Origin of the sequence: Niabella agricola (assembly GCF_021538615.1) — a bacterium.
GTDB classification, from domain to species: domain Bacteria; phylum Bacteroidota; class Bacteroidia; order Chitinophagales; family Chitinophagaceae; genus Niabella; species Niabella agricola.
In genome coordinates, this window is record NZ_JAJHIZ010000003.1 from 715035 (window position 1) to 732199 (window position 17165).

Consider the following 17165-nt stretch of genomic DNA (forward strand, 5'->3'; position numbering starts at 1 on the left):
CACAAAGGCGCTGAGACATTAAGAGGCACAAGATCAAGTCATTCTTGGTCTTTCTTTGTGCCTTCCTGTCTTCGCGGTTGCCATTTCACGCATCGGCGCAAAAAGCGATGACGCGGCGGCATTCGGCATTGCCGCAAAGACCGGTTATCTGCGAAAATCAGTGAACGTTCATTTGTGCAAATCCGCAGGAAACAGCTTAAACAGAACAAAAAAAAATCGCAAAAGCCCCATTTCAGGAACGGGGCTTCTACGATAAAAACAATTAAAAAATTCCTATTTCTTTTTTGCCGGTTTTGGGGCGATCATTGCCAGCATACGGCGCCCTTCCAGCTTAGGCAGGTTTTCCAGCGTTCCGAAATCAGCCAGCCGCTCTGCAAATTTCAGCAACAGCAATTGGCCGCGATCCTGAAACTGGATGGCCCTTCCCTTAAACTGCACATAGGCCTTAACCTTATTGCCATCTTTCAAAAAACCTTCCGCATGCTTTGCCTTGAAATCAAAATCATGTTCATCCGTATTGGGTGTAAAACGGATCTCTTTGATTTCAGTAGCCTTGCTTTTAGCCTTTAGTTCTTTATCCTTTTTCTTTTTATCGTATAAAAACTTATTGTAATCAATGATGCGGCAAACAGGAGGATCTACCTTGGGTGAAATCTCCACCAGATCCAGTTCCATATCCTGGGCCATTTTCAGGGCCTCCTGGGTGTTGTAAATACCCTGTTCAACATTGTCGCCAACGAGTCGTACTTGTGGAACGCGGATGAATTGATTGATGCGGTGTTCTGCCTCCTTCTGTGGTTGAAACCGTCCTTTAAAGAAGCCTTTAGGCCTGTTGTTGTTATTGCCCCCTGGCCGGAATCCTGTGCCAGGTGGTCTGTAGGCTGGTTTTTGTGGTACTGCCATTTAACTTTTTAAATTCTCCCCGCTGCTCCGCCCGCGAGCAACGCAAATTTTGTTTTTCGAATGAGCCTTCCGGGCAAGGCGAAAAATATTTAATAACAAATATGATAAAATATTGTCAGTCCTGCAATTTTATTTTTTGGGGATTTTTTAACCTTTGGCCGGATCAGGAGCCATACCCGTATTCTTTCAGGTACAATTCGTTGTCGCGCCATTTAGGTTTCACCTTAATAAATAACTCCAGGAATACTTTTTGGTTCAAAAATGCTTCGATATCTTTTCGGGCAGCCATCCCGATCTTTTTTACCATGCTGCCCTTTTCCCCGATCAGGATTGCCTTTTGAGTCTCCCGGTGCACGATAATATCGGCCACAATCTTTACCAGGGTCTGTTTCTCCTTAAATTCCCTGATTAAAACAGCGGTATGATAAGGGATCTCATCCTGCGCCACTTCGTAGATCTTTTCCCGGATCAGCTCGCTGACAAAAAACTTGGTGGGCAGGTCACTGATATCGTCGGAATCATAAAACGGCTCGCCTTCCGGGAGCAATTCCACCACCGGCTGGATGAATTGGTCGATACCCGCCCCTTTCAACGCGGAGATGGCCACTACCCTCCTGCAATAGGGTTTCTCCCTGAAATACTCCATGCAGGCCGCTATTTTCTCTGCGGGCGCTTTATCTATTTTATTGATCACCAGCACACAAGGCACCCTAAGCTTCAGCCCGGAAAAGATCTGATCGCTTTCCTCCCAGTTATCGTTCACATCCACGATCAGCAGCGCCACATCGGCATCTTCGAGGGCACTTTTTACCGACTGCATCATTTTTTCATGCAATTTGTACTTCGGCTCGATGATGCCGGGCGTATCCGAGAAAATGATCTGATAATCCGGTTCGGTCAGGATCGCCTTGATCCGATGCCGGGTGGTTTGCACTTTGGATGAAACAATGGCTAACTTTTCCCCCATCAATGCGTTCAGCAAGGTACTTTTTCCTGCATTGGGCTTGCCAAATATATTTACAAAACCGGATTTCATAACTGCAAAAATAACTCAAAGAAACCACTGAAACACAGAATTAACTTTTGCCGCATAAATACATCTCGGCTGCCAATGGACCGTTAATCATCCATTATAAACGCGTGCCATTCTAACCTTAAATCTGCCAGTCCGGCTCCGGCATTCATGAAAAGGCGATTGTTTTTTTGTTTTTTGCTGTTACAACCATCATCCATTCCGATGGTTCCTCCTCTACGATCCGCAACAACATACCGGAGCCAGCCTATCGCACCCCGCGGCCCTGTGACCGTTCTTTTTCAAACATTGCATCTGATACCTTAAAAATATAGCTGATACCGATACGCCCTGCTAAGCGACCGCCTCATTCTTAAACCCGATCCCGGAGAGGCCCGGTGTCCTTTTAAATGCCGGCCAACACCCCACTCAGAATAGCTCGCATCAACTGCAGACCAGTGTTCTGACAAAGGAACAATTTCTCTGACAGCCGGTATTAAACAAAAAGTAATCATAAACGTATCCAACGATTTATAAGATCCATTGGAATTCACGCGTTATCCCATGCGGTCACCTTTAAAATGGATATACAAGTTAGAAGGGTTAATATAAATAAAACCCGCTACTATAGCGGGTTTTATCCTTTAGTTGCGAAGCCAGGGATCGAACCTGGGACCTTCGGGTTATGAGCCCGACGAGCTACCGCTGCTCTACCTCGCACTGCAAATATAGGACAAAAATCTGAACGTACAAAACAATTGCATAAATACTTTACATTTTTATTGTTTTAATATTCAATTCCGGAAGTCACTTATAAAAAAGGAATGTCAGATCCGGCCAATGGCGGCGCTGACATTCCTTTAATTGTACCCGCAATATGCCGAAGCATATTCGGATCTACTGCTTTATTTTAAAAAGCGGGGCTTACCATTTGCTGGCATAAGAGCGGTTATTGCTCTTTTCTTCTCTCGGCCGGGCTTCTGTAACTTTAATTGCGCGTCCGTCTACAGTACCGCCGTCCAGTTCTTTGATCGCCTTACGGGCGGCTTCATCATCCGGCATCTCCACAAATCCAAAACCACGGCTGCGGCCGGTAGCTTTGTCGGTAATCACCCGTGCGGAGCTTACTTCACCATACTCAACAAAAAACTCTCTGAGATCTTCATCCCGAACGATGAAGCTTAAATTTGAAACATAAATGTTCATAAAAATGAAAAAAATTTAAAATAAAAAATCTTTGAAAAAAAACAGTGTAAGGAGAGGCCTGTAAACCAGATACAGCGATTGCTTAGCAGATCAGGTAGCAAACATTACAAAATGTATTCCCTTCAAACGAACCGCGCAAAGGTACGTGGTTACCGCTACAAACAATGGGTTTTGTGGAGTAGTATGTCAAATTTTTGCTAAATGGCGCGTCTTTTTTCAAATACTCTCAACGGCGCTGCGTTATAACCCGCAAAATACAGCAGGAATACACCAGCCGCTCGATTTTTAGGCAACAGATTGTTTTGTCGTTAAATTTCAATAGCTTTGCGCCGTTCATAAGAGCATCGCTGGCAATACCGCCAGTTTGAATGAGATTTTTAAGACGCAGTATGATGATTATTTTATACTGCTTCTGGTTCCCGGGGTGCTGGATCCTCGCGCAAGCGGGGCTGACGGCTGAGATGATACCCGTAAACCTGATCAGGGTAATGCCTGCGCAGGGAAGGATGGTTCCTTTCTTTTCAGCATTTCCCTCTCATTATTTTTTTTAACCCGCTCCGCAAATAACTGTGGAGTCAAAAAAATGAAAAAAACAAATGAAGAGGCTTTTCATTTCCGGCTGCCTGCTAGGGGCAGCACAGATCGCTTTTGCTCAAACCGATTCTACCACAGCAAAAGCTGACAGTTTTTATTTAATGTCGCCGGTTGAGGTGCGGTCGCTGCGGCTCAGTAACAAAGCGCCTTTTGCCACCTCCAATGTTACCTCCAGAGATCTCGAAAAACAAAACCTGGGACAGAACATGCCTTACCTGTTGAACCAGACGCCATCAGTGGTCGTAAACTCAGACGACGGTGCCGGTGTGGGTTACTCTTCGTTAAGAATCCGCGGAACGGATATGACGCGCATTAATGTAACGATGAACGGCATACCGGTTAATGATGCCGAATCGCAGGCGGCTATTTTTGTAGACCTGCCGGATCTGGCATCCTCCACTACTACCGTGCAGATTCAGCGCGGCGTGGGTTCTTCTACCAACGGCTCCGGCGCCTTTGGCGGTTCTATCAATATTGCCAACCTCGAACAAAGTAAAACACCGGGAGTATCCCTGAGCAATTCCTATGGTTCCTTTGATACCTGGAAACACACGCTGCAGGCCGGCACCGGTTTATTAAAGGGCGGTTTCCAGTTTGATGTACGGCTGTCCAAACTCAGCTCCAATGGCTATATCGACCGTGCTTTCTCAGATCTGCTGGCAGCCCATGTGATCGGGTCCTGGACCTCAAAAAATGAAGCCACTAATATCAAATTCAATTACCTTACCGGTAAAGAACGGACCGGACAGGCCTGGAACGGACTGGGCATTGTGTTTACCGACAAGGACCAGCCGGTTAATTACCAAAAGGAACTGGAAAAACAGGGCCGGAATACCAATACACTGGGCGCAATCAGTGACGGCGTTTATTATAAGGACCAGACAGACAACTACTGGCAGGATTACTACCAGCTGTTTCTCAATCAAAAGCTTCACTCCAACTGGGACCTGAATATCGGAACCTTCTTAACAAGAGGCAAGGGCTATTATAACGAGTACAAAAAAGATGAAGCGTTTGCAGACTATGGAATTCCGGATTACGTAAAAGCACCCGGCGACACGCTGCGCAAGGTGAACCTTACCCGGCAGCTATGGCTGGACAATTATTATTACGGGACGGTTTTTTCTACTACCTACCACACCTCCCGTACGCAATTTGTTTTTGGAGGCGCATATACCCGGTACGACGGCCGACATTATGGTTTTGTAAAGTGGGCGGCATACGGCGTTCCGCTGGATTACCGGTGGTACCGCCTGACGGCTTTTAAAAATGACTACAATGTATACGCGAAATTACAGCAACAGCTGCTTCCCGACCTGTACGCTTTTGCAGACCTGCAGTACCGCAATGTAGCTTATACCATCAACGGGTTCCGGAAATCCCCTTCCCTTCCTCCTATCGAAAACAGGTACCGGTTTTTTAATCCTAAAGTTGGAGCAAGTTATTTTATTCATCATGGCAATGGGGCATCCAGCAAACTTTATGCATCCTATGCCATTGCCAATAAAGAACCGAACCGGGACGATTTTGAAGCATCGGAAACAGAAAAACCGCGACCCGAACAACTGCAGGATCTGGAAGCCGGCTACCAGTACAGTACCCCCGTTTTCCAGGCCGGTGTGAACGGCTATTATATGCGTTATAAGGACCAGCTGATCCTTACCGGCAAGATCAATGATGTGGGCGCCTATGCCCGTACCAATGTTCCCGACAGTTACCGGGCCGGTCTTGAATTTACAGCCGGGCTACAACCGCTGCAGTGGTTGCAACTGAATGCCAACGCTACATTCAGTAAGAACAAAATCCAAGCCATTACACAATACGGCGATGATTATGATAATGGCGGACAGGTAGCCAAGGCGTACCGGAACACCGATATTTCTTTTTCTCCCAACACGGTTGCCGGAGCAAGCCTGACACTGGAACCTCTGTACCAGATCTCGGGCCATCATCATTTTTTTATCGACCTGCTGGAAAAATACGTAAGCCGCCAATACCTGGATAACGCATCTGACCAACAAAAAAGCATCAACCCCTATGCGCTTACCGATCTTCGCTTGCGTTACCAGACCAGCTCCCAAACATTTAAGCAAATTGGGATCATTCTCATGGTAAACAACCTGCTGGATAAAAAATATGAGAACAACGGTTATACCTATAGCTACCTTGCAGGAGGAGCCTATACCACCGAGAATTATTATTTCCCCCAGGCCGGTATCAACTGGAATATCGGGTTAAGTTTTGGGTTTTGAGATTCGAGATTCGAGATTTGAGTTAAATTTTCAGTTATTAGCGATCAGCGCTCAGTTATCAGTTCATTGTCACTGATTGCTGAGCGCTGATCGCTGATTGCTGAGAGCTGGGAGCTATTTTGCCTTAAACAGTTCTTCTTTCGGTACCACTTTTACCCTGGTGTCATCTTTTAAGGTTTGACTAACGGCACTGTAGGGACCGGTAACCACCTCATCTCCTGCCTTCAGCCCGCTGGCGATCTCGATATAATTAATATCCTGTATCCCGGTTTTAACAATCCGTTTTTTTACCACACCGTCCTTCATCACCAGGTATACCACTTCTTCCATTTCGCCGGCACTGCGTTCTTCTTCCGGGCTGTTATTCCCATTGCCTTTCTGTTCCTGCTGCTCTTTGCGGGTATCGCTCAGACTTTTGTCGCTTCCCTTTACCCGGGCATTTACTGCTGAAATCGGAACCGTAACAATGTTCTCTTTCCGCTTGGTTTTGATATCGGCACTCGCATTCATTCCCGGCCGGAAAGGAAATTTTCTTGGCTTCTCGGGATCGATCAGGTCCTGGTAAGAATGTTTATCGATCCGGATACGTACTTCGTAGTTTGTTACGTCGTTGCTGGTTGCGGCGCCGGTCGTTAACGCACTTTTCACACTGCTGGCAATCTTGGTAACGATGCCGGTGAATTTCCGTCCGCTGTATGCGTCTACCTCAATATCGGCATTGTCGCCAATGCTTACTTTTACAATATCATTTTCCCCCACATTTACACGCACTTCCATGGTATTCATATCGGCCACTGTCATCATTTCCGTACCGGCCATTTGAGCGGTACCCACTACCCGTTCGCCTTTTTCAACCTTCAGCGAAGAAATAATACCGCTGATAGGAGAAAAAATGGTAGCCCGGCCCAATACTTTATTGGCTGCCACCAGCCCTGTTTGCGAGGAGCGTACCCCCGCCTGTAAACTGCGGATATTCTGTAAGCTGGCGTTATAACTGGCTTTAGCGGATGCCAGGTCAGTTTCGTATTGTTCAAATTCAGCTTTTGAGATCACCCGGTCATCGTACAGCTGCTTGTTACGGTTATAGGCCTGCTGCGCCCGTTCCAGCGTAGCTTTCTGAACGCCGAGCGCCGCCTGGCTATTGGCCACATTCGCCTGTGATTGGCCCACGCGCGCCGAAGCCTCGTCGCGGTCCAGCGCGTAGTTGTCGGCATATACCCTTGCCAGCACCTGCCCCTTCCGCACGCTGTCGCCTTCCTGCACGTTGAGCTCCGTAATTTCACCACTCACGTCGGGACTTATTTTCACTTCGTATTCCGGGTAAATCTGTCCGCTGGCTGTTACGGTTTCCGTGATGGAGCGGATCGCCGCCTTCTCCGCAGAAACTTTTACCAGGTTTTTATCCTTACCGGAAAACAATGCATACAACACCAGCAATACAATTACACCGGCTATTATCCATAAAATTCGCTTCCATTTCTTTTTCATGATCAAAATTTAAACGGGATCTCCGTTAATGATGCAATTTAATACCGCGCCCTTTGTAAAACTCCAGCAGCTTCAGCTTGAATACATAGTCGTATTGGGCTGAAAGCATATTTATTTTTGCCTTGAATAAATTATTTTGGTTGGTGATCAGATCGATCGGTTTCAGCAACCCTACCTCGAACCGCTTCCGGGCAAAATCGTAGGCTTTTTGAGCCGAAGCTGCGGCGATCCGAGCAGCATTATATTTTTCAATGGCCGCAATGGCGTTGGTGTGCGCCTGGTAGATATCCTGCTTCAGGGTTTGCGCATCCTGTTCCTGGAGCAGTTGCTGCGATTCCACATTTAGTTTAGCTTTCTTCCAGTTGGTGCGGGCCTGGTTGCCGTTAAAGATCGGAATGTTGAGCCCAATGCCCAGGTTCTGGCTGAAGTTTGCGGACAACTGGTTAAAATAGTTCCCTTTTTTAAAACTGACCGGATAAGTCTGGGGTTCAATTGAGGTTACCGGATAATGTTTGCCGTCCAGCATTATAATCCCGATTGGTACAATTCCTTTCTGATAGGAATCGGGAATCAGCTTCTGTGCATTTGAGTATCGGGAATCCAAACCGCCAAATAATCCGAATGAAGGATACATGGCCGCTTTTGTTACCAGCACATTCTTTTCTGCTGCTTTTACATTCAGTTCATTGATCTTTTGCTGGGGCAGGTTTACCAGTGCGGAAGCGAACACCGCCGCAGGGTCCAGTTCGGCCAGTGGCTCTACGGGAATACTGTCAACCGGGGGGGCCTGCACATCAAAGGCCATTGCCGCATCCAGGTTTAACAAGGCCTGCAGTTGCAACAGCCGTAGCCGGTAATCCGCACGCGCGCTGATCAGGGTTGCACTGTCATTGGCCAGCTGTGTTTCCATTTCCGCAAGGTTCAGCTCCGGAAGCGCCCCGGCCAGCACCTGTTTATTCACGTTATCGCGTTGCTCACGGCTTTGCTGCAGCTGTACCGTTGCCACGTTGATCTGCTCATGCGATAATAAAGCAGCCAGGTAGGCATTGGACACATTCAGCGCCACATCGTTCCGGGCTTTGTCAAATTTTGCTACGGCCGCTTCATAGGAAAACCCGTTTGCGGCCACGGTATTCCGCTTGCGAAACCAGTTGAACAGGTCTGCATTTATATTCAGCGAATGGTTGGCGAAAAGAATTTCATTGGTTGTAAACTGGTTGGAAGTAGGATCAATAGAACGTCCGAATTGATACCCGGCACTGTGCTGGGAGTTGGCCGTTGGATATAACGCCGCCTTGCTCTGGTCCAGTGTCAGCCGGTCCATACGGGCCTGTACATCGGCCTGTTTAACCGATATATTGTGTTCCACCGCATACTCCACGCACTGCTCCAGGCTCCATTTTACCTGGGCGCCGGCGGTGATGGTTATTCCCAAAGCGGTTAATGTCAGAAATGTATTCTTCATTTCACAAAAATAGACGAAAAGGCAGAAAATCGGGTTCAATGAACAGGGCTGATAAACAAATATTGATTGCCTCCTGCTTAAAGCATGCTTTTTTGGTCTGCGGGTATTCATTGGTTACCATCACCAACCGGGTACAGCTCGGAGATACTCTTACATGCTGCAATCCGCCGTCCTTTACCCGGGATGCGGTTGCCCGTCTCCGGTTTCTGTAAAAAAATGCTCCGGCGGCAAACGCTGCACCTCCATCATCCGGTGGTCCTGCAGACCGGCTTAAAGCCGCTTCAAAACTGTACACCGGCTTTGAATCAACGGCGCTACAACTTTTCTTCTTCCTGAAAAAATGGGGTTGCCGGTGTAACAGCCCCTTGTGTCCGCGTGCTTTTTCCGATTACTAAAAAAAATAATGTACATCAAACCGGGAACCTTACTTTTGCACCGGATCTGGTTTCCCGTAAGCGGGAATGAAAAGGGAAGTCCGGTGTAAGTCCGGCGCTATCCCCGTAGCTGTAAGGGGTTCTTTATTATCCGGATAAGATAAGAAGACCGCTTTAAAAGATACCACTGCGGCGTTTTGCGCTGCGGGAAGGTTTTAAAGTAATCCCCAAGCCAGAAGACCTGCCAGACCGGTATTCCGTCACCGCGGAAAGAACAATATTCAGCTTTCGGGAGAAAAGTATAATATGAGCGGCATTTGAGCGGGTAATAAGCCTTACCCGATTGAACAGTCTCCTGCTATTTTATTTCCACCGGAAGCAGTCATTTAAGATCCATTTAAAATGAAGAAAACGATTTTAATGATGGCTGCTGTGTTTTGCAGCGGCCAGCTGCTGGCACAGGATCAGCAAACGGCAAACCTCGATGAAGTATCCGTTACAGCTTCGAAAACTCCGTTAAAACAAAACCAGACAGGCAAGGTGGTAACGATCATTGACCAGACGACACTGCAGCGGAATTTAGACAAGTCACTAACCGAAATCCTTAATACACAGGCCGCGATTTTTACTGCAGGAGCAAATAATACCATTGGAAGTAACCAGGAACTTTATTTCAGAGGAAGCGCTACGGGCAATACGCTGATCCTGATTGACGGAATCCCGATCAATGATCCTTCGCAGAACAGCAGTGCGCCAATTGACATCAACAACATCAATGTCGGGCAAATTGAACGGATTGAGATCCTCAAAGGATCGCAAAGCACCCTTTGGGGAAGCAACGCCATGGCTGGCGTCATCAATATTGTTACTAAAAAAGGCGGAACGGATAAAATAATGCCCAATGCACATCTGAGCTATGGTTCCTACCAAACTTTCAAAGGCAATATCGGGATCAGGGGCACCATTGATCGGTTCGACTATAATATTTCGTACAACCAGATCAACTCCAAAGGATTTTCTGCTGCATATGACAGCATGAAAAGTAACAATTTTGATCGGGATGGATTCAATCAAAATAATATCCAGGCTAATCTTGGTTATAAAATATCCAATCGGTTTTCCGCAGCCTATATGGGAATGTTCAGTAAATATAAAGCCGATGGCGATGCGGGGGCTTTTACGGACGACAGGGACTACCGTATTAACAGCCAAAATCTGATAAATACGCTGAAGCTACAATACAAGAGTACCCAAACAGCAATCACACTTTCTCAAAGCATCGTCAGCAGTGAAAGAGTATATAGCGACGATAGCGCTCATGTTGGCGGGTTTGCGAAATGGTCCTATGGTTTATACAAGGGGCATTCCTACATCACCGATCTTTTTGGCAACTATTATTTCAGTAGTCATGTTTCGTTTCTGGCCGGGCTTCAGTATACGGCAATCAATACCGACCAGCAATATAAAAGTATTTCGTCCTTCGGCCCCTACGAAGCAGCCCCTCTTGGAAAAGACGCTGCCAGGTTCAATAATTTTGCTGGATACATTTCGCTTCTATTGTTGGATTTAAAAGGATTTAATAACGAAATGGGGATACGGGTCAATAAGAACAGCAAGTACGGATCGAATGCCACATTTTCCATTAATCCATCCTATAATATCAGTAATAACACCAAATTATTTGTGAATATATCGAGTGGCTTCCGGGAGCCCTCCCTGTACCAACTGTACGGCGAATACCATAATAAAACAACCGAACTGAAGCCGGAAAAAAGCACTAACTATGAAGCAGGTGTACAAACAAATTTTGACGAGGGGAGAAGCTGGTTCCGCATTGTAGGTTTTAAAAGAGATATTAAAGATCTGATTATTTATTATACCGACGCCACCACTTTTGAAAGTTATTATATGAACCAGAACGAGCAACATGACTACGGCTTTGAAATGGAGAGTTCTATAGCAATAGGCCAGATCGGAAGCTTTTCAAACAACCTGAGTTATGTGGATGGTCAGGGCAAAAATAATTCCGGCTCGATCAATAACCTCTATCGCCGGCCTAATTTCATCTTCAACAGCAGCTTGGTGCTCACTCCCGTAAAAAAGCTTACGATCAATCCTGCGTTCCGCTTTATCGGCAATCGCCTTAAGGGCGAGTTTGATGCTGGGACACCGGTACTACCGCATTATTACACCCTTGACTTTTATGCTTCATATGCTTTTACGCCCAAAGTCAAAATATATACTGACTTCAGGAATATGACAGACCAGGTCTATTTTGACACACCGGGGTATAATACAAGGCGCTTTAATTTTATGGGCGGTCTTCTTATCAACTTATAGCGCCGGTGCAAAAAAAAATCCCGATCCTGCTTAGCTGGAGTGGCGGCAAGGATGCCGCTTACACCCTGTACCGCCTGCAACAGGAGGGGCTGTATGAGGTCCGCTACCTGCTGACGGTTTTGAATGCAGACCGGAGGTCTTCGATGCATGAGATTCCCGAGTCCCTTATCACCGCACAGGCCTTAAGCGCCGGCATCCCGCTGCTGAAAATAGATGTTTCCACCAGTACCCGGCACAGTTATGAAACGGAAATGCGGCGGGTGCTGAAGCAGGCAAAACAGGAAGGGATCCATACCGTGGCGTTTGGCGACCTCTTTCTGGAGGACCTGCGGCAATACCGGGAGCAACAGTTGCAGCAGGTTGCTATGAAGGGCCTTTTTCCCCTTTGGCAGATGGATTCCCGGATCTATCTCCGGCATTTTTTTCAATCCGGGTTCGAAGCGGTAATCTGTTGTGTGAACGGGTCAATGCTGGATATGGAATATTGCGGAAAACAGTTATCTCCGGCGCTGATAGCCGCTTTTCCGGCGCCGGCCGATCCCTGCGGCGAAAACGGGGAATACCATAGTTTTTGTTATGCAGGTCCGGTTTTCCGTAAGCCGGTCCCCTACCGTTCCGAGGGCTGGCGGCACCGGTTCTTTCCATCACCAGTGAATGAACAGGAGCAGGTTTGTTTCCGTCATCTCCGGTTCGGCGATCAGTAACCACCATTTATGGCAGCCTTTTCTACAGCAGGGTCCTTATTTTAAACGGTACCAGGTCTGCAGGGGTAAGCGGAATATTCCGGTAAGCCCCATCGTTCGCGTCCGCAGATCCGGTATTCAACGGTTTTATACCCCTAACAATTTACCTTTGCAGGAAAACCTTCAGGCATGGATTCATTGAATTATAAAGCCATACTCACTGTTACTTTTACACTTTTTGCCATCATTGATATCATCGGATCTATTCCCATCCTGATTTCGATGAAGAACAAGATCGGTGGCATCCGGGAATTCAAAGTAACCCTGATTGCCGGTTCCCTCATGATCCTCTTTCTTTTTCTTGGGGAGCCCATCCTGAATGTACTGGGGCTGGATGTAAAATCCTTTGCCGTAGCGGGCTCCATCGTCATTTTCATTCTCGGCATGGAAATGGTGCTGGGCGTGGAATTTTTTAAACCGGACGGAGATGTGAAAGCCTCTACCCTGGTGCCTCTGGCTTTTCCGCTGATTGCCGGTTCCGGCACGCTGACTACGATCATGTCGTTAAAAGCCAACTACAAAGAAGTAACCATCCTGATCGCTATCCTGCTCAACCTGCTGATCATTTATATTGTATTAAAATCCCTTACCCGGCTGGCCAAATTACTGGGACCGAGCGGCCTTATCGCCATCCGGAAATTTTTCGGAGTGATCCTGCTGGCCATTGCCATCAAGATTTTTGCCTCCAATGCAGCCGGTTTATTTCAACATACACAATAATTTGGTGTAATTGTAATAAAGTTCTTTATATTTGCCGACCCTTAAGCGGTATGGCCTCGTAGTACAATGGATAGTATAAGAGTTTCCGAAGCTCCAGATACAGGTTCGATTCCTGTCGAGGCTACTAAAGCACAGCGTAAATGCTGTGTTTTTTCATTTACAGGCAAAATTACCCCAATATTGACTTTGGATAGCTTTGCTTGCTAAATTTATGCCTCATTTTTTTTATTTCAAAGCAAACCATTCTGTTTAACCGGATGAACTACAAAACTTTATCGCAAAGAGTATATATGCCTGAACTTGATGGTCTTAGATTCTTTGCATTTTTATTGGTCTTTATTCACCATACAACCTCCTTTGTTGATGTAAAAGAAATTTCTGTGCTTCACAAGACCGGATGGATTGGTGTTGATCTATTTTTTGCGTTATCAGCGTACTTATTTACTAAACTTCTAACGATTGAGTTCGATAGAACAGGAGTTATAAACTTTAAAAAATTCTACCTTAGAAGGATTTTTAGAATATGGCCAATTTATATATTATTTATACTACTGTCTGTATCTGTGTACATGTTTTCCGGAGGTGATTTGGGTTATAGTACAAAAATCAGGATTATTGGTCTATTGACGTTTACAGATAATATTATTGCGGCTGTATATGGATACAATCCACTTCCGTTTGTTAGTCACTTATGGACGATATCATATGAAGAACAATTTTACGTGTTCATTCCTTTTATGGTGCTGTTGCTGATGGGCATCGCAACAAAGAAAAGAATTTATGTTTTGGCAATCTCGTTTGTTGTATTAAATATCATAAGACTGGTTTTTATACAACACCACGCTGATCACCCTGCAATTTGGGTACTCCCGGTTACACATTTTGAATCTATATTGCTGGGTATGGTTATCGGATTTGGCGGTTTTGATCGGTTATTTAAAAAAGTAAATTCATTCATTCTATTTTTAATTGCGTGCGCACTACTGTTTATTATATCGCTGCTTCCAGGAGTAGAAACCATCTCATATTCGCTGATTTTGCTGTATACACTAGTTGGTGTTTGTACGTCATTCTTTCTATATACCGCATTAAATAATATATTTTTGAAGAGGGTACTCTCCTTTAAATTATTTGTTTTTCTGGGCAAAAGGTCCTACGGACTATATGTATATCATTTGTTGGGAAATGCGATTGCGTTGTACATTGTAAAACACATTAGGTTAGCGCCAAAGGACCCAGTATTTACTTTTATGTACTCATTGGGCTTTACAATTGTGTCGGCGATTGTATCATATTTTTTAATTGAAAAGCCGTTTCTTCGGATCAAATCCCGATTTGAAATAATTAAAACCAGACCAATATAAGCTGTCTTACTGTAGCTTCTCCTACCTGTTCATTCCATAGATGACAAGCTAAACCGATTGCCGCTGATGTAAAGCAACCTCAACCGTTACCTCAAATTCATTTTTTTACGGACAAATTGAATTCCAGCAAGAGCCCCAAAATGCTGTGTTTTTTCATTTACAGAAGATTACAACTTCCACATATTCTATATTTATCCTGTAAATCCAGTATTTTCGTGCCTCGGTCATGCCGCGCGGTTCGGGCACCAAAACGCTTTTGCTTATTAAAAAGGACACATCCTGAATCAGGCCAAAAGCAACCGGTCGTAACTCGTTACCGGGAGATCGTATTAACAACAGCAACATTTGAAAGAACAACAAACAGATCTCGGTGAAAAACAATATTACATAATTACTAAAACAACTATTATGAAAAATCTAACGCTTTTACTGTTACTGCTGGGCATTTACGCTTGCCAGAAAGACCGCTCGGCCAAACCGGCACCGCTGTCTTCAATAACGGTAACCAATGCGATCTCCACGCTGAAAGTCAGCAACCATTTTACAATAGAGTATCAATTAACGCCGGCAAATACCTACGATAGTACAATAATATGGACCTCATCCGACCCTTCCATTGCATTTGTAGACGGCCAAACAGTCTACGGAATAAAAGAAGGCACCTGCCAAATTACCGGTAAAAGTAAAGTCGATGGCGTTGAGGTGAAAATAAATTTAACGGTTGAGTACCTATATATTGAATCGGTCCAATTCATGGAAGATGAATACGCGTTTGCGGTGGGCCAGACCCCTGCATATGTCACTTACAGTTACAATCCAGATAATGCCAACAGAAAGGATCTCATTTTTTCTATCGCTCCTGAGTCTGTAGCCACTATTGACCAGGATGGGAACATCAAATGTATCGCTCCGGGAGAAGCGACGGTTACACTAAAAACAAAGAACAGCACTGCAATGGCCATATGCAAAGTAAAGATCCATCCAATCCCCAATCCAAATTAGCGCGTATCCCCTGTAGTTTTCACTATTACAACAAAGGCTGTTTGACCGGGTAAAGATTGTAGCGTAATTGAATGTTCCCTGAGCTCAGGACCGGAATAGGCTCCCTGCGGCTGAAAGACCTGATTGCTAAGAAAGAAGGATTTTATGTACCTTTATTTCAAGCCTTACTATTATACACGAATATGAAATCAATGCACCTAAAAATCTTTATTATACTGACCATTTTATCGCAGTACTGCAGTGGACAAGAGGCGCAATCAGCTATTAAAAGTGATAACCCGCTAAAAACGCCGCTTGACCGTTTGGTTCAGCGCGCAGCTGAGCATTATATGCAATCTCCGGTAACATTCGACTTGTCGATCGGCATCATCAAAAACGGCGCACCGCATCAGTATACTTTTCATCACGGAACAGGCCCCATCAGTCAACCTATTTCGTTATTCGGCCTGGGTTCAATCGCAAAAACCTTCGTAGGTATCCTGCTGGCCCAGGCAGTTATCGAAAAGAAAGTACAACTAACCGATGATATCCGGAAGTATCTGCCCGGCAGCTACCCCAATTTACAGTACAAGGGGCACCCGGTTCGGCTGGTAGATCTGGCCAACCACACTTCTGCCTTGCCTGCCATGTCGAGAGATTACGACGATAAATATATAGACAGTGTTTCCAAATTGAAACCCGAAGCCTTCCGGAAATTTTACCAGGCATATACCGTTGATAGCCTGTATCGGGATATGCATCATTTTACACTGGATACAGTTCCCGGAACCAGGTATCGTTATAACGGAAACGCGATGATGGTTCTTATCGCAATTTTACAGCGTGTTTATCAGAAGCCGTTCGATCAGTTGATTACTGCTCTCCTGAAGGACCAGGCAGGAATCGTACATACCAAACCCCGGCTGACATCAAAAGAGGAAACACAACTGGTACCAGGCCACGATGAGCAGGGTAAAGTTTTGACATTTATCCCCGATAATGGGTTCAGAGCCGCACCATCTATGTTTTCGACCCCGGCGGACATGCTTCGGTATGCTGCCTTTAATTTAAACAGGAAAAATCCCGCCATTAACCTGAGCCATACTGTTACTTTTACAAAACCGGATGGCATGAGTATAGGATTGGGGTGGATGTTGGGCAAGGAAGATAATGGCCTGCCCTTCATTATGCATACAGGAAGAGACGGATGTGGTTTTACTGCCCTTTGCTATCTCTATCCGGATAATGATGCAGCCATTATCCTGCTGGTAAATGACAGCAGTGGCCAGGAAAGACTGGCAGCGCTGAAGGATGAACTGATTTCAGATATGTTGCAACTTTAGTAGCCTGGCAAATCTTATTCATTTGAATCGCTCCAAAAGGTTCCGACAGGATAAGTGCTGTTGAAAATACCGGGGCGCCAGCTTTATAGCGCTAAGAAAAAGCCGTTCCGGGGTTTAGCAGTTGGTCTTTTGATTATCTTTGCAAAAACTTCTGTTTATGTACTGCTACAAGCTTGTGGTTCAACCCCGGCACGTGAATAATAATCTTTCTTATGTGTTTTTGCACGCTTCTCAAAAAGAACTGTCTCCTTCAGCAAATGAATACTTGTCGGAACTGATCAGCAGCCGATTTACCAACGGTTCCTTCGCTTACATGGTTGCTATTTCGGAAGAAACATTCAACGAACTCAAACAGACAATACTGGAACTTGCCTGAGACC

Annotated in this window: 13 protein-coding genes, 2 tRNA genes and 2 riboswitches; of the genes, 9 read left to right on the top strand and 6 right to left on the bottom strand. The window is 45.5% G+C overall.

Translation table 11 applies throughout. The features are described from left to right. Window positions 1-273 precede the first annotated feature (273 nt). From infC to LL912_RS08455, 4 genes are all read right to left on the bottom strand, one after another. On the bottom strand, window positions 274-903 hold the full coding sequence (gene infC, locus LL912_RS08440) for a translation initiation factor IF-3 (RefSeq protein ID WP_235553144.1): 630 nt from the start codon (window positions 901-903) through the stop codon (window positions 274-276). Between the two features lie 163 nt (window positions 904-1066). Further along, complete coding sequence (gene era, locus LL912_RS08445; protein ID WP_235553145.1) at window positions 1067-1939, bottom strand: GTPase Era; 873 nt, start codon at window positions 1937-1939, stop codon at window positions 1067-1069. Window positions 1940-2563: 624 nt separating this feature from the next. Beyond that, window positions 2564-2635: transfer RNA gene (locus LL912_RS08450), tRNA-Met, on the bottom strand. A 204-nt stretch (window positions 2636-2839) separates the two neighbouring features. Beyond that, on the bottom strand, window positions 2840-3121 hold the full coding sequence (locus LL912_RS08455; protein WP_090389108.1) for an RNA recognition motif domain-containing protein: 282 nt from the start codon (window positions 3119-3121) through the stop codon (window positions 2840-2842). Window positions 3122-3531: 410 nt separating this feature from the next. After that, window positions 3532-3641, top strand: a riboswitch (TPP riboswitch). Between the two features lie 76 nt (window positions 3642-3717). On the opposite strand from LL912_RS08455, the gene LL912_RS08460 reads away from it, so the two are divergent. Further along, a complete protein-coding gene (locus tag LL912_RS08460; RefSeq protein WP_235553146.1) occupies window positions 3718-5967 on the top strand; it encodes a TonB-dependent receptor in 2250 nt (749 codons plus the stop codon). A gap of 114 nt (window positions 5968-6081) precedes the next feature. Here LL912_RS08460 and LL912_RS08465 read toward each other — a convergent pair whose 3' ends face one another. Both LL912_RS08465 and LL912_RS08470 read right to left on the bottom strand, forming a co-directional pair. Beyond that, window positions 6082-7455 carry an efflux RND transporter periplasmic adaptor subunit gene (locus LL912_RS08465; RefSeq protein ID WP_235553147.1) on the bottom strand — a complete coding sequence of 458 codons (1374 nt, stop codon included), beginning with the start codon at window positions 7453-7455 and terminating at the stop codon, window positions 6082-6084. A 25-nt stretch (window positions 7456-7480) separates the two neighbouring features. Then, the gene (locus LL912_RS08470) at window positions 7481-8920 is read right to left on the bottom strand and encodes a TolC family protein (protein WP_235553148.1); all 1440 of its coding nucleotides are present in this window, start codon (window positions 8918-8920) and stop codon (window positions 7481-7483) included. Window positions 8921-9345: 425 nt separating this feature from the next. Further along, a riboswitch (cobalamin riboswitch) is annotated at window positions 9346-9556 on the top strand. Window positions 9557-9696: 140 nt separating this feature from the next. Between LL912_RS08470 and LL912_RS08475 the strand changes: the two genes are divergently transcribed. The 8 genes from LL912_RS08475 (at window position 9697) to LL912_RS08510 (ending at window position 17161) form a co-directional block, all read left to right on the top strand. After that, window positions 9697-11634: a TonB-dependent receptor plug domain-containing protein gene (locus LL912_RS08475; RefSeq protein ID WP_235553149.1), complete on the top strand. Its 1938-nt coding sequence runs from the start codon at window positions 9697-9699 to the stop codon at window positions 11632-11634. A 5-nt stretch (window positions 11635-11639) separates the two neighbouring features. Next, a complete protein-coding gene (locus LL912_RS08480) occupies window positions 11640-12338 on the top strand; it encodes an adenine nucleotide alpha hydrolase (protein WP_235553150.1) in 699 nt (232 codons plus the stop codon). A gap of 168 nt (window positions 12339-12506) precedes the next feature. Then, window positions 12507-13097, top strand: coding sequence for a MarC family protein (locus LL912_RS08485; protein ID WP_235553151.1), 591 nt, complete (start codon window positions 12507-12509; stop codon window positions 13095-13097). Between the two features lie 52 nt (window positions 13098-13149). Further along, a tRNA-Arg gene (locus LL912_RS08490) sits at window positions 13150-13221 on the top strand. A 133-nt stretch (window positions 13222-13354) separates the two neighbouring features. Beyond that, window positions 13355-14461 carry an acyltransferase family protein gene (locus tag LL912_RS08495; protein ID WP_235553152.1) on the top strand — a complete coding sequence of 369 codons (1107 nt, stop codon included), beginning with the start codon at window positions 13355-13357 and terminating at the stop codon, window positions 14459-14461. A gap of 408 nt (window positions 14462-14869) precedes the next feature. Continuing rightward, entirely contained in the window at window positions 14870-15463 is a 594-nt protein-coding gene (locus LL912_RS08500) for an Ig-like domain-containing protein (protein WP_235553153.1), read from the top strand. A 191-nt stretch (window positions 15464-15654) separates the two neighbouring features. Next, a complete protein-coding gene (locus LL912_RS08505; protein WP_235553154.1) occupies window positions 15655-16785 on the top strand; it encodes a serine hydrolase domain-containing protein in 1131 nt (376 codons plus the stop codon). Between the two features lie 157 nt (window positions 16786-16942). Further along, window positions 16943-17161: a hypothetical protein gene (locus LL912_RS08510; protein WP_235553155.1), complete on the top strand. Its 219-nt coding sequence runs from the start codon at window positions 16943-16945 to the stop codon at window positions 17159-17161. Window positions 17162-17165: the final 4 nt, after the last annotated feature.